At 73.2% G+C, this 23,852-nt stretch carries 26 protein-coding genes; 13 read left to right on the top strand and 13 right to left on the bottom strand.

Features of this window, described 5'->3' with window-relative positions; translation table 11 throughout:
- The first annotated feature begins 25 nt into the window (after positions 1–25).
- The 3 genes from OG989_RS07740 (at position 26) to OG989_RS07730 (ending at position 2,494) form a co-directional block, all read left to right on the top strand.
- Positions 26–337, top strand: coding sequence for a hypothetical protein (locus tag OG989_RS07740; protein WP_327030113.1), 312 nt, complete (start codon positions 26–28; stop codon positions 335–337).
- A complete protein-coding gene (locus OG989_RS07735; protein WP_327030112.1) occupies positions 337–582 on the top strand; it encodes a flavin reductase in 246 nt (81 codons plus the stop codon). The genes OG989_RS07740 and OG989_RS07735 overlap by 1 nt, the downstream gene beginning before the upstream one ends.
- Positions 583–652: 70 nt before the next feature.
- Positions 653–2,494 (top strand): NHL domain-containing thioredoxin family protein, encoded by a 1,842-nt coding sequence (locus tag OG989_RS07730; protein WP_327030111.1) that lies wholly within the window; start codon positions 653–655, stop codon positions 2,492–2,494.
- Between the two features lie 2 nt (positions 2,495–2,496).
- Here the strand turns inward: OG989_RS07730 and OG989_RS07725 are convergent, their stop codons facing one another.
- Genes OG989_RS07725 through OG989_RS07715 form a run of 3 tightly spaced genes read right to left on the bottom strand, consistent with a single transcriptional unit; the run spans position 2,497 to position 4,767 of the window.
- Complete coding sequence (locus tag OG989_RS07725; RefSeq protein ID WP_327030110.1) at positions 2,497–3,246, bottom strand: LamB/YcsF family protein; 750 nt, start codon at positions 3,244–3,246, stop codon at positions 2,497–2,499.
- Positions 3,230–4,087 carry a biotin-dependent carboxyltransferase family protein gene (locus OG989_RS07720; RefSeq protein ID WP_327030109.1) on the bottom strand — a complete coding sequence of 286 codons (858 nt, stop codon included), beginning with the start codon at positions 4,085–4,087 and terminating at the stop codon, positions 3,230–3,232. The genes OG989_RS07725 and OG989_RS07720 overlap by 17 nt, the downstream gene beginning before the upstream one ends.
- A complete protein-coding gene (locus tag OG989_RS07715; RefSeq protein WP_327030108.1) occupies positions 4,084–4,767 on the bottom strand; it encodes a 5-oxoprolinase subunit B family protein in 684 nt (227 codons plus the stop codon). Before OG989_RS07715 ends, OG989_RS07720 begins: the two co-directional genes overlap by 4 nt.
- Before the next feature lie 107 nt (positions 4,768–4,874).
- On the opposite strand from OG989_RS07715, the gene trhA reads away from it, so the two are divergent.
- The gene (gene trhA / locus OG989_RS07710; protein WP_151456780.1) at positions 4,875–5,552 is read left to right on the top strand and encodes a PAQR family membrane homeostasis protein TrhA; all 678 of its coding nucleotides are present in this window, start codon (positions 4,875–4,877) and stop codon (positions 5,550–5,552) included.
- Between the two features lie 67 nt (positions 5,553–5,619).
- Here trhA and OG989_RS07705 read toward each other — a convergent pair whose 3' ends face one another.
- A complete protein-coding gene (locus OG989_RS07705; RefSeq protein WP_132235282.1) occupies positions 5,620–5,904 on the bottom strand; it encodes a DUF6458 family protein in 285 nt (94 codons plus the stop codon).
- 115 nt (positions 5,905–6,019) lie between these two features.
- Here OG989_RS07705 and OG989_RS07700 point away from each other — a divergent pair, with 115 nt between their 5' ends.
- Complete coding sequence (locus OG989_RS07700; protein WP_327030107.1) at positions 6,020–6,559, top strand: SixA phosphatase family protein; 540 nt, start codon at positions 6,020–6,022, stop codon at positions 6,557–6,559.
- Positions 6,560–6,614: 55 nt separating this feature from the next.
- Here the strand turns inward: OG989_RS07700 and OG989_RS07695 are convergent, their stop codons facing one another.
- The 4 genes from OG989_RS07695 to OG989_RS07680 all read right to left on the bottom strand — a co-directional run bounded on the left by OG989_RS07695 (position 6,615) and on the right by OG989_RS07680 (position 11,813).
- Positions 6,615–6,884, bottom strand: coding sequence for a DUF6458 family protein (locus tag OG989_RS07695; protein WP_013730795.1), 270 nt, complete (start codon positions 6,882–6,884; stop codon positions 6,615–6,617).
- A gap of 1,051 nt (positions 6,885–7,935) precedes the next feature.
- A complete protein-coding gene (locus tag OG989_RS07690) occupies positions 7,936–9,792 on the bottom strand; it encodes an acyl-CoA dehydrogenase (protein WP_327030106.1) in 1,857 nt (618 codons plus the stop codon).
- 151 nt (positions 9,793–9,943) lie between these two features.
- Positions 9,944–11,071 (bottom strand): PP2C family protein-serine/threonine phosphatase, encoded by a 1,128-nt coding sequence (locus OG989_RS07685; RefSeq protein ID WP_151454363.1) that lies wholly within the window; start codon positions 11,069–11,071, stop codon positions 9,944–9,946.
- A gap of 100 nt (positions 11,072–11,171) precedes the next feature.
- Positions 11,172–11,813 (bottom strand): septal ring lytic transglycosylase RlpA family protein, encoded by a 642-nt coding sequence (locus OG989_RS07680; RefSeq protein WP_192581377.1) that lies wholly within the window; start codon positions 11,811–11,813, stop codon positions 11,172–11,174.
- 230 nt (positions 11,814–12,043) lie between these two features.
- On the opposite strand from OG989_RS07680, the gene OG989_RS07675 reads away from it, so the two are divergent.
- Together OG989_RS07675 and OG989_RS07670 are read left to right on the top strand one after the other, a co-directional pair.
- Entirely contained in the window at positions 12,044–12,595 is a 552-nt protein-coding gene (locus OG989_RS07675) for a phosphoribosyltransferase (protein WP_327030105.1), read from the top strand.
- A 33-nt stretch (positions 12,596–12,628) separates the two neighbouring features.
- Positions 12,629–13,837: a hypothetical protein gene (locus OG989_RS07670; protein WP_327030104.1), complete on the top strand. Its 1,209-nt coding sequence runs from the start codon at positions 12,629–12,631 to the stop codon at positions 13,835–13,837.
- Here the strand turns inward: OG989_RS07670 and OG989_RS07665 are convergent.
- Positions 13,825–14,361 carry an alpha/beta hydrolase gene (locus tag OG989_RS07665; RefSeq protein WP_151454360.1) on the bottom strand — a complete coding sequence of 179 codons (537 nt, stop codon included), beginning with the start codon at positions 14,359–14,361 and terminating at the stop codon, positions 13,825–13,827. The two genes, OG989_RS07670 and OG989_RS07665, sit on opposite strands and share 13 nt — an antisense overlap.
- Before the next feature lie 104 nt (positions 14,362–14,465).
- On the opposite strand from OG989_RS07665, the gene OG989_RS07660 reads away from it, so the two are divergent.
- Positions 14,466–14,897, top strand: a complete 432-nt coding sequence (locus tag OG989_RS07660) for an ASCH domain-containing protein (protein WP_327030103.1) — start codon at positions 14,466–14,468, stop codon at positions 14,895–14,897.
- A 57-nt stretch (positions 14,898–14,954) separates the two neighbouring features.
- Here the strand turns inward: OG989_RS07660 and OG989_RS07655 are convergent, their stop codons facing one another.
- Positions 14,955–15,836 carry an LLM class flavin-dependent oxidoreductase gene (locus OG989_RS07655; RefSeq protein ID WP_151454358.1) on the bottom strand — a complete coding sequence of 294 codons (882 nt, stop codon included), beginning with the start codon at positions 15,834–15,836 and terminating at the stop codon, positions 14,955–14,957.
- 106 nt (positions 15,837–15,942) lie between these two features.
- On the opposite strand from OG989_RS07655, the gene OG989_RS07650 reads away from it, so the two are divergent.
- Together OG989_RS07650 and OG989_RS07645 are read left to right on the top strand one after the other, a co-directional pair.
- Entirely contained in the window at positions 15,943–16,263 is a 321-nt protein-coding gene (locus OG989_RS07650) for a PadR family transcriptional regulator (protein ID WP_132235558.1), read from the top strand.
- Between the two features lie 79 nt (positions 16,264–16,342).
- Complete coding sequence (locus tag OG989_RS07645) at positions 16,343–17,440, top strand: hypothetical protein (protein WP_327030102.1); 1,098 nt, start codon at positions 16,343–16,345, stop codon at positions 17,438–17,440.
- Between the two features lie 108 nt (positions 17,441–17,548).
- On the opposite strand, the gene OG989_RS07640 is transcribed toward OG989_RS07645, so the two are convergent.
- The gene (locus tag OG989_RS07640; RefSeq protein ID WP_327030101.1) at positions 17,549–18,328 is read right to left on the bottom strand and encodes a DUF4253 domain-containing protein; all 780 of its coding nucleotides are present in this window, start codon (positions 18,326–18,328) and stop codon (positions 17,549–17,551) included.
- 205 nt (positions 18,329–18,533) lie between these two features.
- Here OG989_RS07640 and OG989_RS07635 point away from each other — a divergent pair, with 205 nt between their 5' ends.
- On the top strand, positions 18,534–19,049 hold the full coding sequence (locus tag OG989_RS07635) for a nucleotidyltransferase domain-containing protein (RefSeq protein ID WP_327030100.1): 516 nt from the start codon (positions 18,534–18,536) through the stop codon (positions 19,047–19,049).
- Positions 19,050–19,215: 166 nt separating this feature from the next.
- On the opposite strand, the gene OG989_RS07630 is transcribed toward OG989_RS07635, so the two are convergent.
- Both OG989_RS07630 and OG989_RS07625 read right to left on the bottom strand, forming a co-directional pair.
- Positions 19,216–19,926, bottom strand: coding sequence for an SAM-dependent methyltransferase (locus tag OG989_RS07630; RefSeq protein ID WP_327030099.1), 711 nt, complete (start codon positions 19,924–19,926; stop codon positions 19,216–19,218).
- A gap of 479 nt (positions 19,927–20,405) precedes the next feature.
- Positions 20,406–20,702, bottom strand: a complete 297-nt coding sequence (locus OG989_RS07625; protein ID WP_151454354.1) for a hypothetical protein — start codon at positions 20,700–20,702, stop codon at positions 20,406–20,408.
- Between the two features lie 480 nt (positions 20,703–21,182).
- Between OG989_RS07625 and OG989_RS07620 the strand changes: the two genes are divergently transcribed.
- Both OG989_RS07620 and OG989_RS07615 read left to right on the top strand, forming a co-directional pair.
- Positions 21,183–21,995 carry an alpha/beta fold hydrolase gene (locus OG989_RS07620; RefSeq protein WP_151454353.1) on the top strand — a complete coding sequence of 271 codons (813 nt, stop codon included), beginning with the start codon at positions 21,183–21,185 and terminating at the stop codon, positions 21,993–21,995.
- A gap of 431 nt (positions 21,996–22,426) precedes the next feature.
- Entirely contained in the window at positions 22,427–23,629 is a 1,203-nt protein-coding gene (locus tag OG989_RS07615; RefSeq protein WP_327030098.1) for an MFS transporter, read from the top strand.
- Positions 23,630–23,852: the final 223 nt, after the last annotated feature.

Below are 23,852 nucleotides of genomic sequence, written 5' to 3'. Positions count from 1 at the left end.
CTGCCCGGTGCAACCGGGGTCCGCAGTGACCGCCCGAACACCGCCTCCCGTACGGATGCTGCGGGCCGGCGAGGTCCTCCACCTGACCCGGGCGGCGTCGCCGCAGTTCGTGACCCCGATGCGCGTCCGCGTGATCCGCGAACTCGTCGACCGCTTCCCGCCGTACGGCTGGCTCTGGTTCGAGGGTTACCAGCTCGACGCCAGGGGCCGCGCGGTGGCGAAGCGCGAGCTGTTCGTCCTGCGCGAGGGTCTTGAGTGGGTCGTCACCGCGCCACCCCCGGCCCGGCCTGCCCTCTCCCGCCGGCCACCGGCCCGCCCCCGCGTGGCGGTGGGCTGATGGTGCACGTCCGCGCCCACGTCCCCAGCCGTCCCACCTGGCGCTGTGGCGCCTGCGGGGTGGCGTGGCCCTGCTCGACGGCGAAGCTCCTCCTGCTCGCGAAGTACCGCGGGAACCGCGACGCGCTGATGATCCACCTCGCCGCGCTGTGCGCCGAGGCCGCCGAGGAACTCGCCGGGCTGGACCACGGCAGCCCGCCGGCGGATTTGGCGGTGCGCTTCACCGGCTGGGCCCGCGCCCGCTAGCCCGGCTCGCCGCTGTCGTCCGGGTCACGGGTCCGACTTCACGCAAGCCCGACGTGGCAGGCTGGCGGGCATGGGAACGACACCGCGCGTACGTGCCCCCGAACTGCGGGGCCGGCAGTGGCTCAACACGGGTGGGCGAGAGCTGAAGCTGTCCGATCTGCGGGGCAAGATCGTGATCGCTGACTTTTGGACGTTCTGCTGCATCAACTGCCTGCACGTGCTCGACGAGCTGCGCCCGCTGGAGGAGAAGTACGGCGACGTGCTCGTCGTGATCGGCGTGCACTCGCCGAAGTTCGAGCACGAGAAGGACCCGGACGCGCTGGCCGCCGCCGTGGAACGGTACGGCGTCCACCACCCCGTGCTCGACGACCCCGAGCTGGACATGTGGCAGCAGTACGCGGCCCGCGCCTGGCCCACCCTGTCGGTGATCGACCCCGAGGGCTACGTGGTGGCGACGATGGCCGGCGAGGGTCACGCCGAAGGGCTCGCCCGCCTCGTCGACGACCTCATCGCCACCCACGAGGCCAAGGGCACCCTGCACCGGGGCGACGGCCCGTACGTCCCGCCCGCCGAGCCGCAGACCACGCTGCGCTTCCCGGGCAAGGCGGTGCTGCTGGAGAACGGCAACCTGCTGGTGTCCGACTCGGCCCGGCACTCGCTGGCGGAACTGGCCCCCGACGGCGAGACGCTGGTGCGGCGGATCGGCACGGGCAGCCGGGGCCGGGTCGACGGTCCCGCCGGGGCGGCCACCTTCTCCGAGCCGCAGGGGCTGTGCCTGCTGCCGGCGCACACCGCCGAGGTGGCCGGCTACGACCTCGTCGTCGCCGACACCGTCAACCACCTGCTGCGCGGCGTACGGCTGGCCGACGGCGAGGTGGTGACAGTCGCCGGCACCGGCCGGCAGTGGCGTTCCACGGTCGACGACCACTCGCACGACGCGCTCTCGGTCGACCTCTCCTCCCCCTGGGACCTGGCCTGGTACGACGACAAGGTCGTCATCGCGATGGCCGGCATCCACCAGCTCTGGTGGTTCGACCCGGTGAAACGCACCGCCGGCATGTACGCGGGCACGACCGTCGAGGCCCTGCGCGACGGCCTGCTGGCCGAGGCGTGGATGGCGCAGCCGTCCGGCCTCTCCGTCTCCGCCGACGGCGCCCGGCTCTGGGTGGCCGACAGCGAGACCAGCGCGATCCGGTACGTCGAGAACGACGTCATGGGCACCGCCGTCGGGCAGGGACTCTTCGACTTCGGGCACGTCGACGGGCCAGCGGCGGAGGCGCTGCTCCAGCACCCGCTGGGGGTGTGCGCGCTGCCGGACGGCTCGGTGCTGGTGGCCGACACGTACAACGGGGCGGTCCGCCGCTTCGACCCGGAGAGCAACCGGGTCTCGACGGTCGCCGACGGGCTCGCCGAGCCGAGCGACCTGGTGCTCACCCCGGCCGGCGAGGTGCTGGTGGTGGAGTCCGCCGCGCACCGGCTGACCCGGCTGGCGCCCGGCGCGCTCTCGGCGGCCGGCGCCAGCACCGTCGACGGTCCCCGGCACCGCACCGAGCGCAAGCCCACCGACGTGGCGGCCGGCGAGGTGACCCTGGACGTGATCTTCACGCCCGCGCCGGGGCAGAAGCTCGACGAGACGTACGGCCCGTCGACGCGACTGGTGGTGTCGGCGTCGCCGCCGGAGCTGCTGCTGGAGGGGGCGGGGACCGGCACCGAGCTGTCCCGCCGGCTGGTGGTCGACGGCACGGTGGCCGGGGGCGTGCTCCAGGTGACCGCGCAGGCGGCGACCTGCGACGCGGACGTCGAGCACGCGGCCTGCCACCTGACCCGGCAGGACTGGGGCGTACCGGTCCGGGTGGTCGAGGGTGCCGCCGCCCGGCTCCCGCTGGTGCTCAGGGGCCTGGACGACGCCTGACGTCACGCGAACGGAGTGAGCGTCACCCCCGCGTCGATCAGGGCGGCGCGCACCAGTTCGGCGCAGCGGACCGCGCCGGGGGTGTCGCCGTGCAGGCAGATCGACTCGACCGGGCACGGGACGACGCTGCCGTCGACCGCGACCACGGACCGCTCGGTGGCCATCCGCACGGCCCGGGCGGCCACCTCCTCCGGGTCGGTGACCAACGCCCCGGGTGCGGTGCGCGGCACCAGCGAGCCGTTGGGCAGGTAGCCCCGGTCGGCGAAGCCCTCGGCGACCACCCGCAGCCCGGCGCCGGCGGCGAGCTGGGCGAGGACCGAGCCGGGCAGGCAGAGCAGCGGCAGCTGGTCGTCGTAGTCGCCGACCGCCGCGACCAGCGCCGCCGCCTGAGTCTCGTCGCGGGCGGCGGCGTGGTAGAGCGCCCCGTGCGGCTTCAGGTAGCGGACCCGGGTGCGGAACAGCCGGCAGAACGCGTCCAGGGCGCCGAGCTGGTAGGTGACCTCGTCGCGCAGCTCCGCGAAGGCGTACGCGATGTGCCGCCGGCCGAAGCCGGCGAGGTCCCGGTAGCCGACCTGCGCGCCGACGGCCACCCCGCGCTCGGCGGCACCCTCGCAGACCCGGCGCATGGTGGACGCGTCGCCGGCGTGGAAGCCGCAGGCGACGTTGGCGGAGGTGACGAGGTCCAGCAGCGCGGCGTCGTCGCCGAGTCGCCAGATGCCGAATCCCTCGCCGAGGTCAGCGTTGAGGTCCATGGAACCTGACCGTAGTCCCTGGCCGGGCCTGCGCGAGCGGGGTCACGTCGTCCACCACCCCGACGACGGGGTACCCGCCGGTGGTCGGATGGTCGGCGAGGAAGATCAACGGTTGGCCGTCCGCCGGCACCTGCACCGCCCCGAGCACGATGCCCTCGCTGGGCAGTTCCCCGGCCACCGCGCGGGGCAGCGCCGCGCCGGTGAGTCGCGCGCCGACCCGGTTGCTGACCGGGCTCACCGTGTACGCGCTGCCGAACAGCCGGTCCAGCGCGGTGGCGGTGAACCAGTCGTCGCGCGGGCCGAGGCGCAGGGTCAGCCGCAGGTCGGTCGGGGTGGGCGCCCCGACGGTGACGTCCACCGGGGCGGGCGGCCCGGCCGGTGCGCCCAGGGGCAACCGGTCGCCGTCGCGCAGTGGCGGCGGGCCGAGCCCGGAGAGGGTGTCGGTGGCGCGGCTGCCGAGCACCGGCTCGACGGCGAACCCGCCGCCGACCGCGAGCCAGTTGCGCAGGCCATCGCGGGGCGGGCCGATCCGCAGCACGGCGCCCGCCGGCACCGACAGCGGCCGACCCACGTCACCGGGGCGGTCGCCGACCCGCACGGCGGCCTCGGCACCGGTCACCGCGACCGCCGTCGCGCGGAGGAACCGCAGCTCGCAGCCGGTCATCGTGATCTCCAGGCCAGCGGCGGACTCCGGGTTGCCGACGAGCCGGTTGGCCAGCCGCAGCGCCGCCGGGTCGAGCGCGCCCGACCGGGGTACGCCGAGGTGCGCCCAGCCGGCCCGACCCAGGTCCTGGACGGTGGTCAGCGCCCCGGCGCGGAGCACCTCGACCACCGGGGTCACGCGGCCACCAGGCGTACGCGGGTGCCCGGGGTGAGCCGGGCGGGCGGGTCGGCGTGCACGTCGAAGAGGCCCATCGTGGTACGCCCGACCAGCAGCCAGCCGCCGGGCGAAGCCGCCGGATAGATCCCGGCGTACGGGCCGGCCAGGGCGACCGAGCCGGCCGGCACCCGGGAGCGCGGGGTGGGCAGCCGGGGCACCGCCAGTTCGGCGGGCAGCCCGGTGAGGTAGGCGAACCCGGGGGCGAAGCCGCAGAAGGCCACCCGGAACGGGGTACGCCGCAACCGGTCGACCACCGCCGGCACGTCCACGCCCCAGTGCTCGGCGACGAGAGCCAGGTCCTCCCCGTCGTACGTCACCGGAACCTCGACCAGTTCGGCCGCGGCCTCGGGAGCCTCCCCGGCGACGGTCGGCGCGGCAGCGGCGGTCGGCGCGGCGGCGACGGTCGGCGCGGCGCTCCGCGGTGCGGCTGGTCCAGGCGGCCACGCGGCGATCCGCGCGGCCGCCGTGGCCGGGTCCGGCACCCCGTCGAGCAGGACGGTGGTGGCCGCCGGCACGATCTCGACGGCAGTCAGCTCACCGCGTTCGCGCCGCCGCCACAGCTCGGCCCGCCACGCCTCCACCTGGTCGGCGTCGGCACAGTCGATCAGCAGGGCGTGGGCACCGACGGGTCGGATCCGCATGCCGCCATACTCCCCGACCGGCGCATGGCACCAGGGTCGGTCGACCGTCGTCCCACGTGACCGGACGCACTACTTGAAAGTAACCTACGGTGTCGTAACCTAATGGCGTGACCACCCCCGCCCCGCTTCGACTGAAGCCGGTCGACATCGGTAAGCCCCGGATGCGCGGCTGGCTCCACACGTACGCATTCTTCGTCGCCGGACTCTGCGGCATCGTGCTCAGCGCCGTCGCCGCCACCCGGCCCGGCTGGGCCCCGCTGGTCAGTTGCCTCATCTACAGCCTGACGGTCTGCGGGCTCTTCGGCACGAGCGCGCTCTATCACCGGCGGGTGTGGTCCGAGCGCGGCTACCAGATCATGCGCCGGATGGACCATTCGATGATCTTCGTGTTCATCGCCGGCACCTACACGCCGTTCTGCGTACTGCTGCTGGAACCCCGACCGGCCACGATCATGCTGGCGCTGGTCTGGGGCGGTGCGCTCGCCGGCGTGGCGGTCAAGCTGGTCTGGCCGCACGCCCCGCGCTGGGTCTCCGCGCCGCTCTACCTGGCGCTCGGCTGGGTCTCGGTCGCGATGCTGCCTGACATCCTGCACCAGGGGGGCGTCACCGCCCTGGTGCTGCTCATCGTGGGCGGCGCGATCTACAGCGTCGGCGCGGTCTTCTACGCGCTCCGCCGGCCCAACCCCTGGCCCACCGTCTTCGGCCACCACGAGTTCTTCCACGCCTGCACGCTCGTGGCCGCGCTCTGCCACCACATCGCCATCTACTTCGCCCTCTTCGCCTGACGGACACGCATCCGGGGGCCCCGCCGCCTGGCGGAGCCCCCGGAAAAGAAGCTGTCCCGTCCTGACGTCAGACGGTCCGGCGCGGCTGACGCACCTCGCGGTACTCCTCCACGACCCGGTCGTCCCGCACCGGCACGACCTGCTCGGCGACCACGCGCTCACCGCGCACCGGGGCGACCACGGCCCGACGGCGCGAGTTCCAGAAGTGGAGGGTGAGCAGCAGACCGGCCACGCCGGCGAGCATCAGCACCCAGCCCACCACGGCCAGGTTGAGCCAGCCCAGATCCGCCTCCACGGCGAACGCGAAGATCGCACCCAACGCGATCAGGAAGATACTGCCACCAAAGCCCATCTCGTCGCCTCCTCGGCTGTCCCCTGGCGTTTTCTTCCGCCGCGGCCATCGGTGAGGTTGCGGCACCCATCGACTTACCCAAGCGCTCTGATCGCCAATCGGGCAAGCTGAGGACATGACCGACGCTTCCGCCCGGGGACGCACGCTGGTACTGCTCCGGCACGCCAAGGCTGAGCCGCCCGGCGAGGTGGTGCCGGACGTGCAGCGTCCCCTGGCCGTACGGGGTCAGGCCGACGCGGCCGCGGCCGGCGCCTGGCTGGCCAAGCACGACCTGCTGCCGGACGTGGTCATCTGCTCGGCCGCCCGGCGCACCCGGGAGACGTGGCACGGCGTGGCGATGGGCATGACCGGCTCCCCACCGGAGGGCGGCTCGGCCGGCCCCGCTCCCGTCGTGCGCTACGAGGCCGACGCGTACGAGGCGCACCCGGAGGACCTGCTGACGCTGGTCCGGGACGTCGACCCGACCGCCCGTACGGTGCTGCTGATCGCGCACAACCCGGGCATCTCGCTCCTCTCGGCGCTGCTCGACCCGGAGCGGGCGGACCAGGACGGGTTGGGCACCAGCGACGTGGTGGTGCACCGGCCCGACGTCGACTGGCCGGAACTGGGCCCTCGCAGGGCACCGATCACCGACCGCCACACCGCACGCGGCTGAGCCACCCGCCGGTACGTGGCGGGTGGCTCAAGACGGTGACGCCACCAGTGGTGGCTCAGGACGGTGGTGCCGTCGGCGGCGGCGGATCGGGCGGCGGCGGCATCATCGCGGTCGGGTGCGAGAGCCGGTTCTCCTCGACGATCAGGGTCCGCGCCCGCTTCCGCCGGTCCTGCCAGAACCAGAGCGTGGTGAGCAGGACGCCCAGCCCGGCCAGGATGAACACCCAGCCGACCGCGCGCAGGTCGACCCACCAGACGTTGGCTCTGATGGCGAAGGTCAGGATCGCGCCGATGGCGATCAGGAAGATTCCGCTACCAATGCCCATGTGCGCTGCACTCCCCCGTGCGGTGGCTCTGGGCGTTCTCTGACGTGGCCTCGCGACGGTTACCCGCCACACCGCCCGGCTACCCGGATGGCGTCCCCGAATAGCTGGCGGAACCCACACCGGCGGGCCAGCCACCGCTCTTCCGGACCGACCCGATTGCGCCGCCACGACTGCACACGGTGACTGCAACCCCAAAATCCGTGCCGCTACTCGCCGTAACTACGGCCACCAGGCAGCACCGCCCGCAAAAACGGGCATCATGCCTAATTGCTAACCACTGGATGCGACCGACACCCCCACCGGCACCCCTCCCCAGACGCTTTGCTCTGCATCCATGGACGCAACAGGCACCCAGAGTTGCTGGCGCCTCCGTGGATGCAGAGCAAAGGGCGGCGAGGGGCAAGTCGGAGAGGCGGCCGATTGATGACGCTGCGTGGTCGGCTTGATCCCAGACCCACTCCGCACCCGACCTGGGCCCAGCCCCGCCTCAGCCCCGCCCAGGCCCGGCCGCGCCCCTGCCCGCACTTCCGCACCCTTTTCGGTGTTGATCATGAGGTTATTGCCTTGGAATGCGCTTTCCGTAGGCCATAACTTCATGATCAACGTGCGCGGCGCGGCGGGGGGGGTGGGGTGGGGTGGGGTGGACAGCGCCGGGCGGCGACCTGACGTGCCCTCGTGGTGCAGGGTGCGGGCCGCCGACGAAAGGCAGCGAACCAGGCTCGCGACGGTCGGAGGCAGCGAGACCAGGCTCGCGCGGAGGGGCGGAGGGGCGGAGGGGCGGAGGGGCGGAGGCAGCGGGAGCACGCTCGCGCGAGGGGGCGCTGGCAGCGCGGAGCGCGCTGGCGCGAGGGGCGGAGGCGGCGGGAGCACGCTCTTTCGGGGGTGACTCGCGTGCCTCCGACGACACCTTCGGCGACGCCCGGGGCGGTTTCGGGGCCGGCCGGCGGGTGGACGACGACGGCCGGCGAGCTGTTGCCCGCCGGCCGTCGTGCCGATCATCTCCGGGTCGTTCCCGACCCCGCCGCCGCGCCGTGGCGCGCTACGGCGTACCTCAGAAGGCTTCCTCCGGGAGGTCCATGACGTCCAGGTCGGTGCTCTCGACGATCCGCCGGTCGGCGCCGATGCGGGGCAGCACCTCGCGGGCGAAGAACCGGGCGGCGGCCACCTTGCCGGTGTAGAACGCCTTGTTGGCGGCGGAGACCTCGCCGGCCAGGGCCTTCAGGGCCACGTCGGCCTGCTTCTGGAGCAGCCAACCGACGACCAGGTCGCCGATCGCCAGCAGGAAGCGGCGGCTGCTCAGGCCGACCTTGTAGAGCGCCCGGGTGTCGCCGCCCTGCGCTTCGCCCAGCCAGCCGGTCATGACGCCCAGCATGTTCTGGATCTCGGCGAGCGCCTTGCCCAGCGCCAGCCGCTCCTCCTTGAGCTGACCGTTGCCGGCCTCGGTGGCGATGAACTCCTGGATCTCGCCGGCGACCGCCATCAGGGCCTTGCCGTTGTCCCGGACGATCTTCCGGAAGATGAGATCGAGGCTCTGGATCGCCGTCGTGCCCTCGTAGAGGGTGTCGATCTTCGCATCCCGGACGTACTGCTCCAGGGGGTAGTCCTGGAGGAAGCCGGAGCCACCGAAGGTCTGCAGCGACTCGTGCCCGAGCAGCTCGTACGCCCGCTCCGAGCCGACGCCCTTGACCAGCGGGAGGAGCAGGTCGTTGACCCGCTTGGCGAGCTTGGTCGCCTTCTCGTCGCCCGCCGCCTCGGCGATGGCGACCTTGTCCTGCCAGGTGGCGGTGTAGCAGACCAGGGCGCGCAGGCCCTCGGCGTACGCCTTCTGCAGCAGCAGCGAGCGGCGGACGTCCGGGTGGTGGGTGATCGTGACGCGCGGCGCGGTCTTGTCCGCCATCTGGGTCAGGTCGGCGCCCTGCACCCGGCTCTTGGCGTACTCCAGGGCGTTCAGGTAGCCGGTCGAGAGGGTGGCGATGGCCTTGGTGCCGACCATCATCCGGGCGTTCTCGATGATCATGAACATCTGCCGGATGCCCTCGTGCTTCTCGCCCAGCAGCCAGCCCTTGGCCGGTACGCCGTGCTCGCCGAAGGTCACCTCGCAGGTGTTGGAGACCTTCAGGCCCATCTTGTGCTCGACGTTGGTGGCGAAGACGCCGTTGCGCTCGCCCAGCTCACCGGTGTTCTCGTCGAAGTGGTACTTCGGCACCACGAAGAGGGAGAGGCCCTTGGTGCCCGGGCCACCGACGCCCTCGACGCCGACCGGGCGGGCCAGCACGTAGTGGATGATGTTGTCGCTCAGGTCGTGCTCGGCGGACGTGATGAAGCGCTTCACGCCCTCGATGTGCCAGGAGCCGTCGGGCTGCTGGATGGCGCGGGCCCGGCCGGCGCCCACGTCCGAGCCGGCGTCCGGCTCGGTGAGCACCATCGTGGAGCCCCACTGCTTGTCGGCGAAGAGCTTCGCCCACCGCTTCTGCTGCTCGGTGCCCTCGACGTGCAGCACGTGCGCGAAGGACGGTCCGGAGGAGTACATCCACACGGCCGCGTTGGCGCCGAGGATCAGCTCGGCGAGAGACCACACGAGCGCCCGGGGCGCGTTGCTGCCGTCCAGCTCCGTCGGGAGCTCCAGCCGCCAGAACTCGGAGTTCATGAACGCCCGGTACGACTTCTTGAACGACTCCGGCAGCGGCGCGGTGTGCGTGGCCGGGTCGAAGACCGGCGGGTTGCGGTCGCTGTCCGTGTAGCTGGCGGCCAGATCCTCACGGGCGAGGCGGTCGACCTCGGCGAGGATGTCGCGTGCGGTGTCGACGTCCAGGTCCGTGTACGGCTCCTGGCTGAACGCCTGGTCCGCCCCGAAGACCTCGAAGAGGTTGAACTCGAGGTCCCGAAGGTTGCTCTTGTAGTGGGTCATGCTCGCTGGCCCCGCTTCCGGACAGGTGTTACCGATCAGTAACTCCAGACTGTATTACCGATGGGTAGGCAGCGACAAGCCGATCACCGAAGTGACGGCGATTACACACTTGTCGTTCGGGTTGCGAAGGCGGGCGCCGAGCGGCCCCGGCTCAGCTCTCGGCCGCGCCGACTTCCCAGCTGGGGACGGCCACCGTGGCGGCGCCGCGCGAGCCCGTGTACTCCATCAGGACCAGGGCGATGTCGTCGTCGAGCCGGCCGTGCACCCACTCGACCAGGGCGGTCTCCAGCGAGGCGAGCCCGTCGCCGACGGTGCCGTGGCCGAGCAGCCGCCAGGCCCGGTCGGCGGTCGGAAAGAACTCCCCGTCCCGGCGGGCCTCGCCGAGCCCGTCGGTGAAGAGCAGCAGCCGGTCGCCGGGCTCCAGCCGCTCGACCCGGGGGCGTACCACCGGCATGAAGCCCAGCGGCGGGGCGGGGGCCGGCGGTTCGAGCGGGATGACGGCGCCCCGGCGCAGCAGCAGCGGCGGCGGGTGGCCGCAGTTGACGATGGTGAGCGTCCCGCCCCGCTCCTCGACCAGCGCGGCGGTGACGAAGTCCTCGTCACCCACGCTCCGGGCCACCGCCCGGTCCAGGTCGGTCACGACGGCCCGCAGGTCCGCCCGCTCGTACGCCACGTGCCGGTACGAACCCAGCACGATGCTGGCGAGCCGCACCGCGTCTAGGCCCTTGCCCCGCACGTCGCCGATGATCATCCGCACCCCGTACGGCGTGTCGACCGCCTCGTACAGGTCACCGCCGATCTCGGCGGTGGCGGTGGACGAGATGTACCTGGCGGCCACCGAGAGCGTGCCGACCTGCGGCCCGAGCGGGCGCAGCACTGCCTGCTGGGCGACCGAGGCCAGCCGGGACAGCTCGGCGATGCGTTCGGCCTGCCGCTGCCGTACGGCCGCCGTGGCCACCGCGATGGCGGTGCCCAGCGCGATGCCCGCGACGGCGACCGTGGTGGGCAGCGCCGCGGTCGCCTCCCAGAGCGCGAAGCCGGTGCCCAGGGCCGTGGCGGCCAGGCCCACGCCGAGCACGATCCGCCACGACGCCAGCGCGGCGGTCAGGAACGGCGCGGCCACCATGAGCGCGATGTAGTTCGCCGGACGGCCGTCGGCCAGTTCCACGGCCGAGACGATCGCGAGCAGGACGAAGGCCGCGCCGAGGCCGGCGCGGGATCCGGGGCTCAGTGGGCCGGGGCCCGACTGGAAGGGTCGCGTGCGTACGAGGGACAGCATGCCTGATGGACGTGAGCGGGTGAATGAACCTGGCCCGTCGTCCGAGGATGTTCTGCCCACCCGGATCGTGTCGCCGGACCGATCGCCACCCGGCCGGCGCTCAGCCGAGCACCTCGTAGCGGACCTCCACGTGGCCGGCGTCGAGCGAGGCGATCTGGGCGAACGCGGCCCGGGACAGGTCGAGGCAACGCCCCTCGATGAACGGGCCACGGTCGTTGACGCGTACCGTCACGGACTTGCCGTTCGCCGGGTTGGTGACCCGGACCTTCGTGTTGAACGGCAGGGTCTTGTGGGCGGCGGTCAGCGCGGACGGATCGAAGTTCTCGCCGTTGGCGGTGAGCTGCCCCTCGGAGTAGAACGACGCGCCGCACGAGCCGCTGTCGACGACCGGGCGGGCGGTGCTGCTCTTCTTCGTCGCGGTGGGTTTCGGCGCCGCGGTGCGTGGCTTGCTCCGGGAGGGGGCCTGGGCGGACCGGCTGGCCTTGGGGGCGGCGGTCGCGCTCGGCGACGCGCTGGCGCTCGGCGAGGCGGCCGGCGGGGTGGCCGGGGAGCTGGGGGCCGCGCTGGTCGGCAGGCCGGTGGGCGCGAGGTCGACCGCGGTCGGCCGGGCGGGCTCCGCGTCCGAGGTCAGCTGGACGGCGCCGACGGTGCCGCCCACGGCGAGGGCGACCCCGACCGCTGCGGTGGCCGCGATGCCGGCCGGCGAGGAGAACATGCGGGTACGGGAGTGCCTGCCAGCCACCGGCCCGGTCCTTTCGTCATCTGAACAAACCGGATCGGACCGTAACGAGAGAAGCACATCCGAAGTCAACGTGATCATGGTGGTATGACCGCAATTGCAGTGATACGTGTAGCCGATCATCCGATCCGACGTGGGCCGGGCGGCCCGGGTACGGGGCGGACCGCCGGCCCGGTCCCCGTCGGGCTCACCCACTCGACGGCCAGCCAGACCGCGTGGCGCAGGATGGGTCCATGCCCTCCGAGCTGAGCGGACGCCTCGCCGCGCTGGTCAGGTGGATCGATCCCGGCCCCGGCGCCACGCACCTGGTCAGCGACGTCTCCGGCTGGTGGCGGGACCCGGAGGTCCTCGCCCGGCTGGGACCGGCCCTCGTGGAGCCGTTCCGGGCCGCCCGGCCGACGGTGGTCGTCTCGCCGGCGGTCACCGGATACCTGCTCGGTCCGCTCGCCGCGACGGCGCTCGGCGTCGGCTTCGTGCCGGCCCACAAGCCGGGCGACGGCCGGCTGCCCGCCGGGGCGCTCACCTGGGCGCAGAGCCCGCCGGACTTCCGGGGCCGACGGGTCGACCTGGCCGTGCGGGACCACGGCCTGCAAGGGGGTGACCGGGTGCTGGTGGTGGACGACTGGGTGGCCACCGGGGCACAGGTGCGGGCGCTCTACGAGATCTGCGCCGCGCGGGGCGCGGAACCGGTCGGCACCGCCACGGTCGTGCTGGACTGCCCCCCGGCGATCGCCACCGAGCTGCGCGTACGGGGGCTCGTGGACGGGGCGGATCTCACGGCTTGACCTGAACCTCGGTTGAGGTCGGAGGATCGCCGCATGGGTGAGGAGATCCTGGACGAGGCGTACCGACGGCTGCACCGCACCGGCCCCGAGTACAAGGGCTGGCTCTCGAACCACGGGCCGATGGCCGTGGAGGCGCTGGTCCGGCACGGGCACGACGGGGTGGTGCACCGCTGGCTGGACGCGTACCTGGGGCGGTTGGACGAGCTGCCGCGCGGCCTGCGGCCGATCGAGGACTGGCGCGAGGCGCTCGGCGACCCGAAGCGGGCCGGGGACTGGCTGGCGCACTTCGACCGGGAGCTGCGGGAACGGCCCTGGCGGGAGGTGCTCGGCACCTGGTGGCCCCGGCTGCTGCCGGGCATCGCCGCCGGTGCCACCCACGGCGTCATCCGGGTCGGTCACGCCGTCCGCGCCCTGGGGGCACCCGCCCGGCCGCCCGGCAGCGCCCCGCGCGAGGGGGCGGAGAGCCCGGAGCGGCTCGCCGAGCTGGGCCAGGCCCTCGCCTACTGGGCCGCCCGGTGGCAGCCGGTCCCCGGCGCCGCCCGACCCAGCGGTGCGGGAACGGTCGACCCGGGTCACGCCGCGTTGGCCGGGGAAGGCGCTGTCCCCGGCGACGGCCACGCCCGGCCGGACGCATGGCACCCGTCGACCGCGGGCGACCCGGCCGGACGAGACCTGCCGACCCCGGGCACCCCGGTCGCCGACGATGTCGCGCCGCACGTCGCCGCCGCGCTGGCCGGGCTGCCCCGCATCGCCGACCGGACCGGGGGGATCCGGGAACGACTGGGCCGGCTGCCGGCCGTACCGCGGTGGCCGGCCGCGGTGGCGGCGCTGCGGCCGGCGGGGACACCGGCCGGGGCCGAGCGGGACCTGGTCGCGCTGGTGCACGGCGCCAGCCTCGACTACCTACGCTTCGGGCACGCCGAGCCCGTGATGCTGGTGCACGCGGTGACCGCCCCGACGGCGGTGCTGCGTACGCTGCCGGCTCTCGATCCGGCGCTGTGGGCGGCGAGCGTCGCCGCGGCCTGGTCCGCGACGGCGGCCGTGACCTCGGTGTACGCCCCGGAGCGCCCGGCCGTGCCATCGACGTTGGCTGCCGGCGCCCCGGCGGAGGTCTTCGCCCGGGCCGCCCGGCACGGCGACGCGCACGTGGTGAAGCTGGCCGACGCGGTGCTGGACGCGCACGCGGCGAGCGGCGACGAGCGGGTGCTCGCCGTCGCCGGCTATGCCGGTCACCTGATCTGAACGAAGTCCTCGACCGACGTGCAGACCCGGCCGAGCGCCTCCGCCGAGCGGGCCAGCGGGCCCGGCACCATCAGCGCGTGGTCGGCCTGCTCGATCTCCACCACGTGCGGGGTGAGCCGGCGGGCGAGCGGGCCGTCCCAGGACGGGTCCGCCGTGCCGCCCACCAGCAGGAACGGCGCGGTGGCGCGGCGCAGGCCGTCGACCACGGCGGGCACGTGCAGCAGCGGGGTGAGCCAGACGGCCGGCAGCCCGCGGTCGGCCGCGAGCGGCGTGGCCATCGAGCCGAGCGACTTGCCGACCAGCAGGTGCGTCGGCTCGGCGAGGGTCGGGGCGACCTGCCCGACCACCCATTCGATGGCCGGCCCCGGCCCGTCGCGGTCGGGGGCGAACTGCTCCGGCACCTCCCACGAGAGGGCGTGCAGGGCGTAGCCGACGCGGCGCAGCGCCTCGCCGGCGTAGACGAAGAGGGGGAACCGGGTGTCGTAGCCCCGGCCGGGGATGAGCACCGCGCGCCTGTCCGCCATGCCGCCTCCCGATCGTCGCCCCACCCACCGTAGCGCCCGCCGCACCGACGGTGGGGGCGGAAATGCCACGACGGTTGATCGACGGCGACGGTACGGTCGGCAGGATGTGGCCTCGGATCGGTGGACTGCGCACCCTCGCCCTCGGCACTCCCGGTGAGCTGCGTACGCGGCTCAACGCCCTGGTGCTCGCCGGGGTGAAGACGGCGACCGCCGGGCTGACCACCGAGTACGCCGAGGAGGGCGAGGAGCTGGAGCACGCCGGCGAGCGGCTGGCCCTCGTCGACGACGAGGACGCGCTGGTCGGCGTCGTGGAGGTCACCGGCGTCGAGGTGGTCCGCTTCGCGGACGTGCCGTGGGACTTCGCCCGCTCCGAAGGGGAGGGGGATCGTTCCATCGAGGAGTGGCGCGCCGGTCACGCCGCCTACTGGGCGCGCGTGGGCACCCCCGTCACCGACGACAGCGAGGTGGTCTGCATCCGGTTCCGGTTGGTCTCCGGCGGCGACGGCGGCATCACCACCGGAGACCTCGGCACCTGAGGTCGCCGGCTCGACGCGTCCGCCGGCCGGGCTGACGTCTCCGGCGAGGGCGCCCGGTCAGGCGCGTCGCAGCTCGGGCAGCAGGCGGGTGGCGACGTCCGCCAGGACGGCCTCGTCACCGGCGTACCAGCTGCTGGCCCGGGGCCAGTGGGTGACCACGTCGGTGAAGCCGAGGGCGGCGGCCCGGCCGACCTGGTCGGCGAAGAACTCGGCGCTGCGCAGCGAGAAGACCGGCGCGGAGTCGAGCGAGAGGTAGCGGTCCAGGGTGCCCGGGTCGCGGCCGGCGGCGGCGAGCGTCGCGTCCATCCGGGCGGCGGCCTCGGCCACCCCGTCCCACCAGCGCTCCAGGTCGTCCTCGTCGGGCCCGGTGGTGACCCAGCCCTGGCCGAACCGCGCCACCAGCCGCATCGACCGGGGCCCGTTGGCGGCCATCACGAACGGCACCCGGGGCGTCTGTACGCAGCCCGGGTTGTTCCGCGCGTCCACGGCGGTGAACCACTCCCCGCGCCAGGTCGTGCCGTCCTCGCGCAGGATGAGGTCGAGCAGCTCGGCGAACTCGGCGAGCCGGTCCACCCGTTGGCGCGGCGGCAGCGTCTCCCCGCCCAGGACGGCCGAGTCGAAGCCGATGCCGCCCGCGCCGAGGCCGAGCAGCAGCCGCCCGCCGGAGACGTCGTCGAGCGCGGTGACCTGCCGGGCGAACGCGGCCGGGTGACGGAAGTTCGGCGAGGCGACCAGCGTGCCGAGCCGGATCCGGGAGGTCACCGTCGCGGCGGCGGTCAGCGTGGTCACGGAGTCGAACCACGGGCCGTCGACCAGGTCCCGCCAGCCCAGGTGGTCGTACGTCCAGGCGTGGTCGAAGCCCCACTCATCCGCCTGCGACCAGCGGCGACGCGAGTCGGACCAACGCTGGTCGGGAAGGATCACGATGCCAATCCGCATGATCGCCAGCCTAGGCCTCGTGGCGAAGGGCGGGCCAGGCCGTCGCGGTCGGGGCCGGCCTTGACCATATATCGATGATCTGAATATGGTGTCGCCCGTGACCGCGATGCGAGAGCCGACCTTCCTGATCCTCACCGCGCTCGCCGGTGGCCCCCGGCACGGCTACGGCATCATCCGCGAGGTCACCGCCCTGTCCGCGCAGCGCGTCACCCTGCTGCCCGGCACCCTCTACGCCGCGCTCGACCGGCTGCACGCCCAGGGGCTCGTCGCGCCCGACCGCGAGGAGACCGTCGACGGCCGGCTCCGCCGCTACTACCGCCTCACCCCCGACGGGATCCGCGCCCTGGACGTCGAGACCGCCCGGCTGCGCCAGCTCGCCACCGCCGCCGAGAGCCGGCTGCGGGCGCTCCGCCCCGGCACCGCCTGACCGCCCCGCACCCGCACCCGCACCCGCGTCTGCCGCACCCGCACCGGCCCGCCGGTGCGTACCGATCGGAAGGACAGTCATGCCGACGACCGGCGACCCGCTCGCCCGCCGCTACCGGCGGCTGCTGTTCTGCCACCCCCGCGCCTACCGGCAGGCCCGGGCCGACGAGATGGTCGGGGTACTGCTGGACGCGGCGCCGCCGGACCGCACCCGGCCGACGCCGCGCGAGGCCGCCAACCTGATCCGGCACGGCCTGCGTTGCCGGCTGGGACGACCGGCCAGCCGCACGGTCGGCGTCTGGGCCACCCTCACCGCCGTCATCTGCGGCCTGTTCACCGCCGCCCTCGCCACCCGGGCCGCCTGGGAGACCTCTCCGCCGCAGCCCGACCGGGCCGAGACCGCCGCCGTCTTCGCCGCCGTGCTGCCCGGTCACGACCTCGGCGACGTCGACCTGGCGCCGGCCTTCTTCACCTTCTACAGCCAGCCGCTCACCGTCCGGGCGCTGGACAACCTGCTGCTCGGGGACGGCGGCGAATACCAGCAGAGCGCCGTCGTGGCCGGCACGGCCGGCACACCCCCGATGCCCGCCGACGAGACGCTCGCCCTGGCGCAGCGGCGCCTGCGCGAAACCGGCTGGCAGGTGTACGCGCCGGAGGTCCGCAGCAACCCGGGCTGTGTCGACAAGACGTGCGCCCAGGTCGTCACGATCACCGACACCACCCTGCTCGCCCGGCGCGGCGACACGGTCCTCCAGCTCCAGGTGGCCGCCCCGCCCTCGCCCGACGGCAGCAACCTGTCGCTGGCGCTGAGCCGGACGGCCCCGCCGGCCGTGCTGCCGGCCGGCGTCGCCGGTGGCCTGCTGGGAGCGGCCCTCGGCTGGCTGGTCTTCGGCTGGGCCAGCCGGCGCACCGAGGCGGGAAATCCCGCCCGGGGAGCGGTCAGCGTCCTGTTCGCGATCACCCTGTTCCTCTGGTGGACGCCCGCACTGCTGACCGTCCCGAGCCTGCTCCAGCATCACCGCGCCGAGCCGCACCCGACGTGGCACCCGCTGTGGGAGTGGCTGGGTCAGCCGGCGGGCTCGCTGCTGTTCGTGGTGGGCGCGGCGAGCGCGCTGCTGGGGCTGGCGCTGGCCGCCGTACCCCGGCGCAGCCCGCAGCCGACGGCCGCCGTCGGCTGACCGCCGGGACATCGGGCGGCGGGGCGACGTCGGACGTGGTGGCGTCGGACGGCGGCCGTGTCCGACGAAACGCTCTCCGGCGCCAGTCCTACCAGCTCCGATCCGTCGTCAGTCCCACCAGAACGACCAGGAGTGCAGGCCGAGGAGTTGCTCGGCGTAGGCGGTCAGGGACCCGGCGCCCTGCCAGACGTTGTCCGGGCAGAAGGCGAAATGCTCGGCCGCGACCGCCAAGGCGTGCCCGGTCGACGTCGGTGGCGCGGCGACGCTGAGGTTCAGCGTCGCGAACCCGACGCCGACCACCCGTACGCCGAACCGGTCCTCCCAACTCCGCAGCACCGCCGAGATCTCCCCGGCGTCGCCGGTGTGGTTCGCCGGGCCGTACCAGCCCACCACGGCGAGCGTGTCCGCGCTGCGGGCGGCCGGCACGAGCCCGAGACGCGTCCGCCCGTCCACGAGGAACTCCGCGCACTCGTCGGCGAGCACGTCGGGCGCCTCCGCCAGGTCGCCGGGCGGGGCGAGGCCGGGCCAGTCCTGGCCGAACGGGGCCGTGACGTCCGACGTGCCGTCCTCGCCGGTCGTCGCACAGTCGGCCCACCACCGGGCCAGCACCTTCGCCACGTCGTGCTGCTCCGGCGACGACATGTCGGCCGGAGACACCTCGCCGTCGGCCCACGGGCGGCTCTCGTCACTCGACAGCCCGCTCAGCAGCAGCGGCCACAGCCCGGACTCCGGATGCCGCGACCGCATCCGCGCCCACAGTCCCGGATCGACCGGGGCGTCGCTCAGCCAGTACGGCGGCGGTCCACCGTCCTCCGGCTCGACGGTGCGGCCGGGCGGCAGCGTCGCGGGCGGTAGCGAACTCAGCAACCGGGAGAGGTCCGAAATCACGGCGAAAGCGTAGGCGGCCCGTACGACCAATCCTGGCCCGCCCGCGACGCCCCGGGCCTACGGGGCCTCGGACCGCTCGTCGTGCCGCGGCACCGCGCCTGGACGCCGTCGATGCTCGGTGTGAACGCGGCGATCTCGCCGCCGTCCGGCCCGGGCGGTGGATTTCGGTGGCTGAGTCCTGCCCGCAGGGGCTAGAACGGTGGTCGTGACCGCCGACATGGACGCCGACGAGGTCCACGCCGTCCTGGCCGCTCTCACCGCCGCCGGGTGCCGGGCCTGGATCGGCGGCGGCTGGGGCGTCGACGCGCTCGTCGGACACCAGACCCGTGCGCACCGCGACCTGGACCTGGCCGTCGCCGCGGAGCAGGAGGCCGCGGCGTTGAACGCCCTCGGCCGGCTCGGCTACGTCGTCGAGACCGACTGGCGGCCGGTCCGCGTCGAGGTCGTCGCCGACGGGCGGGGGCGGGTCGACCTGCATCCGCTGGCGTTCGACGAGGCCGGCGACGGCCACCAGGCCAGCCTCGACGGCGGCACCTTCCGCTGGCCGAAGGGCTGCTTCACCACCGGCACCATCGCCGGTCGCCGGGTCGACTGCATCTCGGTCACCCAGCAGCTGCTGTTCCACAGCGGCTACGAACCGCGCGACGTGGACCGCGCCGACCTTGCCTGGCTGCACCGCCTCGCCACGCGCCCGGCGCCCGGCGACGAACGGAGACCCTGAGCCAGCGGCCGCTCCGGACCTGGGCTTCGCCGGAACCGTCCATCAGCGGCTCTACCTGCCCGGGCCCCGTCGTCGGGCTGGCCGGTACGACTTCAGCCCGGACGCCGCCCCACGCCCGGGGAACATCCACGCTGCGCAGCGGTCCGGCGGGCCGGCGGTCAGGCGGTCAGGCCGGTGTCAGGATCAGCCAGCCGAAGCCGACGACGTCGCGGTAGCCGGTGAGGTACTCGACGCGCCGCTCGTCGGCGAACGCACGCGCCTCCGGCGTGCCGAGGCGCTCGATGCCCGCACGCCAGTCGGACTCGAAGTCGTCCCACTCGGCGAGGGTGGACACGGCGACGTGCAGCGGTCGGAACCCGGCGTCCACGGCGAGCTGGGCCAGGCCAGCCAGGTCGGGCATGTCGCCGAAGATCTCGCGGACCTGCACACCGGGGCTGGCCTGGTAGAAGCCGTCAGCGAACAGCAGCCTGCCGCCGGGCAGCGTGAGCCGGTGCAGCGCGGCGAGGGCTCGCGCGGCGTCGCCCCAGATCTGGCCGGCCCCGACGTTGACGACGAGGTGGGCGGGCCGGTCCCAGGTGGCCGCGTCCGCGCCGTGGAAGGTGACCCGCTCGGCGGCTCCCCGTTCCGTCGCGCGCAGCCGGGCCCGTTCACAGTCGATGGCGTGGCGTTCCACCCCGTCGCCGGCGATGCCGTGGGCCTCGCACAGCCGCAGGAGCAGCTCGCCGTTGCCGCAGCCCAGGTCCAGGGCCCGCCAGCCCGGCCCGGTGGGGGTCAGTCGCCGGACCAGGTCCGCCACCCGCTCCTCGCCGAGCGGCGAGTTGAAGGTCAGGTTGGCCGCGGCGGCGGCCAGGTAGGTACTGCGATCCTGGCTGTTCACCGGCACACGGTACGACAGCGGGCCCGTGCCCGAGGGCAACGAGAACGTTGGTCGAGGGCTCCCCTCCTGGTCAAGGCCTCAGCATGGAACGATCATGTCCGTGGAGAGTCTGGGAGCCCTCGGCGCGGTGCTCTGCGGCGCGCTGAGTTGCCTCCTCGTCTGCCTGATGCTCTGTGCCGTCGCTGCGGCTTGGGCAGCTTGGCCCACACGCCGGAAGTAGCCAGTGCCGGCTCGGTCGCCGCAGACGTTCAAGCGGCTCTGATACCGCGGCGGCCGGCCTGGGCTGGGACTCTTGTTTCTCGGCGGCGCGCTGCTCCGGTTCAGTCGCACCCGGCGGGTTTCCCCTCTTCGCCCGGCGGTGAGCGGTGACCGCGCCGTCCGCGTGAAGGAGCCGCACCACCGGCCGTGGAGCGCGAAACGCCTGTGTCCGGTGGCCGCTTGGTTGCGTTTCGTGCCCACCTGACCGGCCAACCCTCTGGTTACTGGCCCGTGGATGGCCCGTCGGAATCAGCCTGGCGCTCGGCTTGCCAGTTGGCGTGTCCCTTCAGCAGGTAACCGGTCCAGTAGATCGCGAACAGGATCAGGAAGCACGTGAAGAACACCCCCGAGACGATGCTCGCAATGACGAGTGCTTCCCTTCCGTCAGATAGTCCGTGTACGGCAAATCCGGCGAGACCCAGGAAGAAGAAGATGACCATGTAGATGGGCAGCGCCGGGCTGTCAGCCGGGTGAGGAACGCGAGGCAACCATGGGGCGTGAGAGTCTTTGTCGATCACGCTGTGAGTATCGAGGACCCCGGCGGTAGGAGCTAGCGGGTCTCCTCGCCGAGCCGTCGTGGACCGTCCGATGTCGACCGGAGGTCGCCGGCCGGCTGAGAATGCGCGGGGCTGATGGCACGCGGCGAGATCATTGGCCTTGGAACGCCGAAGGCCGGTGTGGGTGACTCGGGGGACCGAGGGCAGCCGGCGTAGCCGGTGCGGCAGCGGATCACCAGAAGCTCGACGGCGGCCAACCACCCTGGCGGTCGTCACAGCCTGGTCCCGGTCGCCGGTCTCTAGCCGGTGCGGGCGCGGTAGCACGCGCTATTGCCCTCCGCCGACCGATGTGCGATAGACGTCCGCAGACCGATTTGCGATACCTCAGTGCGCTGATCGCGGCATGTGATTACGCTTCGACATTTGCCCCGCTGCACAATACGGCGACTGTTTCCACGCGCTGTGCTGGGTGTCGCGTCGGGCGTCTAGCGGAGGGGCGATATGGATTTCACGCTGCCGGACGGCCGGGTCCTGGGCTGGGCGGAGTACGGCGATCCGGACGGGCCGCCGGTGGTGTTCCTGCACGGCACGCCGGGCTCGCGGATCAGCCGCCCGGACGACACGGCGTTGGCGGGTGTCCGCCTGATCACCGTGGACCGGCCCGGGTACGGTCGGTCCACACCTGTCCGACAGCCGACGCTCCTCGGGGTCGCTGACGACGTCGGTGCACTGATGAGCTCTCTGCGGATCGAGCGCTTCGGGCTGATCGGGTTCTCTGGCGGCGCGCCGTACGCCGTGGCCTGTGGGGCCAGGTTCCCGCATCGACTGACCGGGGTGGTCGCCGCAGGCTTCACCGGCCCCTACCGAGAGCTGCGCACGGTGGGTGGCTGGCAGCGGTTTCAGGCGTGGGCCTTGCGGACCGTTCCGGGGTTCGGGCCCCGCTACGTGACCCGCGCCGCCGCATGGTATGCCGAGGATCCGCTCAAACAGCATCGGCAACTGCTTGCCGCGGGCCAGGACCCCTGGATGCAGCCCTACGAGGAGTCCAACCGCGAAGGTGCCCGCCAAGGCGCGGCCGGGCTGGCCAGCGACTGGCTCGCCACCGACATCCGCCCATGGGGGTTCCGCCTGCGCGACGTCCCCTGCCGCGTCCTCATCTGGGCTGGCCGACACGACCCCGGCCGAGCCGTCCCCGACGCACCGCTGATCGCCGCACGGATACCCAACGCCATGGTTCGGATCAGCGAGGACGCAGCCCACACGCCCTCGCCGGCCCACTGGCAAGCGATGCTGACGTGGGCAACGAGCGGCTGAGAATCGGCGGTCCCAAATGGCCGCGGAACCGGACGGATTGAAGCACATCCGCTACTCGGCATGACAGGGCATTGGTCGGGCGGCTGACCTGCCGCCCCTCGATCGCCGGACCCTGCCGCACATCACCTGACGGCGCTGTGTAGCAAACCGGCTGATCGCAGGCAAATGTGCACATCCGATCTGCCAAGGCGACGATGCCGCCCGCTGGCCGGCGAACGCAACGAGCCATACCCGCGCGATCGCCATGGCAGCGTCCGGTTCCCTATTGCGGCCCCACCGGTGGGGACTGTCGTTGCCCGCCGTGTCGAAATGTCTGAGCACGCCTGAAGGGTGCCGGGAAAGAATGTGGACATTCCGGCGGATGCGCGGCCCTGCCACGCTCAGGCCCTTGCTGGGCCCCGCGCCCTGATACCGCGCTTTAGCGTGGCAGGGTGGCAGCACCCCGCAGGGCACCGCCGTCGAAGATGAGCCGTCGGTTGACGTTCCTGTTCGCGTTGGCGGCGGGCGTGGCCATCGGCAACCTGTACTGGGCGCAGCCGCTACTCGGCTTCATTGCAGGCGACCTGCGCGCCGCGACCGCGACAGCCGGCTGGCTCGTCACCGCGACGCAGATCGGGTACGCCGTCGGCGTGCTGCTGCTCGTACCGCTCGGTGACGTCCTGGACCGCCGCCGGTTCGTCCCGGTGATGCTGTTGACCTCGGCCGCCGCACTGCTGCTGTGCGCGCTGGCGCCGTCGATCGGTCTACTCCTCCTCGCACTGGGCGTGCTCGGCATGACGACGATTTCCGGGCAGGTCCTCACACCGCTCGCCGGGGACCTGGCCGGCGACACCCACCGCGGTCGGATCGTCGGCGTCGTCGGGTCCGGGACCCTCACCGGGATCCTGGCCTCCCGCACGATCAGCGGGTTGGTCGCCGGCACCGCCGGGTGGCGTACGATCTTCGCCCTCGCCGCGATCGTCGCCGTCCTGCTCGCGGTCGTGCTCTACCGCGCGATTCCACCGCTGGCACCGCGGACGCGCATGCCGTACCCGCAGCTCATCGCCTCGGTAGGCGCGGTGGTCATGCGGGAGCGGGCAGCCCGATGGACGCTGGTCCTGGCCGCCACAGGGTTCGCCACGTTCTCGCTGTTCTGGACGGCGCTGACGTTCCTGCTCAGCGGCCCACCGTTCCGGTACCCGGTAGCGGTGATCGGATTGTTCGGGTTGGCCGGCCTCGCTGGTGTCCTTTCCGGCCTGCACGGCGGTCGTCTGCACGACCGCGGCTGGTCGCTTGCGGCCACCGGCACGGCCTGGGTACTGGCCCTCGGCGCATTCGTCGTCGCGGCGTTCGCCGGCCGCTCCGTCGTACTCATCATCATCGCGATCATCATGCTCGATGTCGCCCTACAGACGCAGGCTCTCCTCAACCGGGCGCGGCTGTTCGCCCTGTCCCACGAGGCCCGCAGCCGGCTCAACACGGCGCTGGCCACCGGCAACTTCATCGGCGCTGCTATCGGCTCCGCCGCCGCGACCACGCTCTGGTCTGCGGGCGGCTGGACAGCGGTCACGATCGCGGGAGCGGTGCTCTGCTGCTTCGCGCTCACCGTGTGGGCGCTGGGACGTCGGGGCCCACTCGTGATCGCTTCGCCGTGACAGGAAGGCGGGCCGGACGCAGCCCGATGACCCGGACGACGGCATGGCCGCAGAGTGGTCCGGCGCCGGTAGTGGCCCGTGGATGGCCCGTGGCATGATCACGGGCTCGGGGAACGTCGAAGGCCCCGGTCGGGATCTGCGTCCTGACCAGGGCCTTTCGCGTGGAGCGGGTGACGGGAATCGAACCCGCACTGTCAGCTTGGGAATTGCCGATGGGCGGCAG

The sequence above is a fragment of the Micromonospora sp. NBC_01740 genome (assembly GCF_035920365.1).
Lineage (GTDB): Bacteria > Actinomycetota > Actinomycetes > Mycobacteriales > Micromonosporaceae > Micromonospora > Micromonospora reichwaldensis.
The sequence above is the reverse complement of the archived record's forward strand: the minus strand, read 5'-3'. Positions and strand labels throughout refer to the sequence as shown.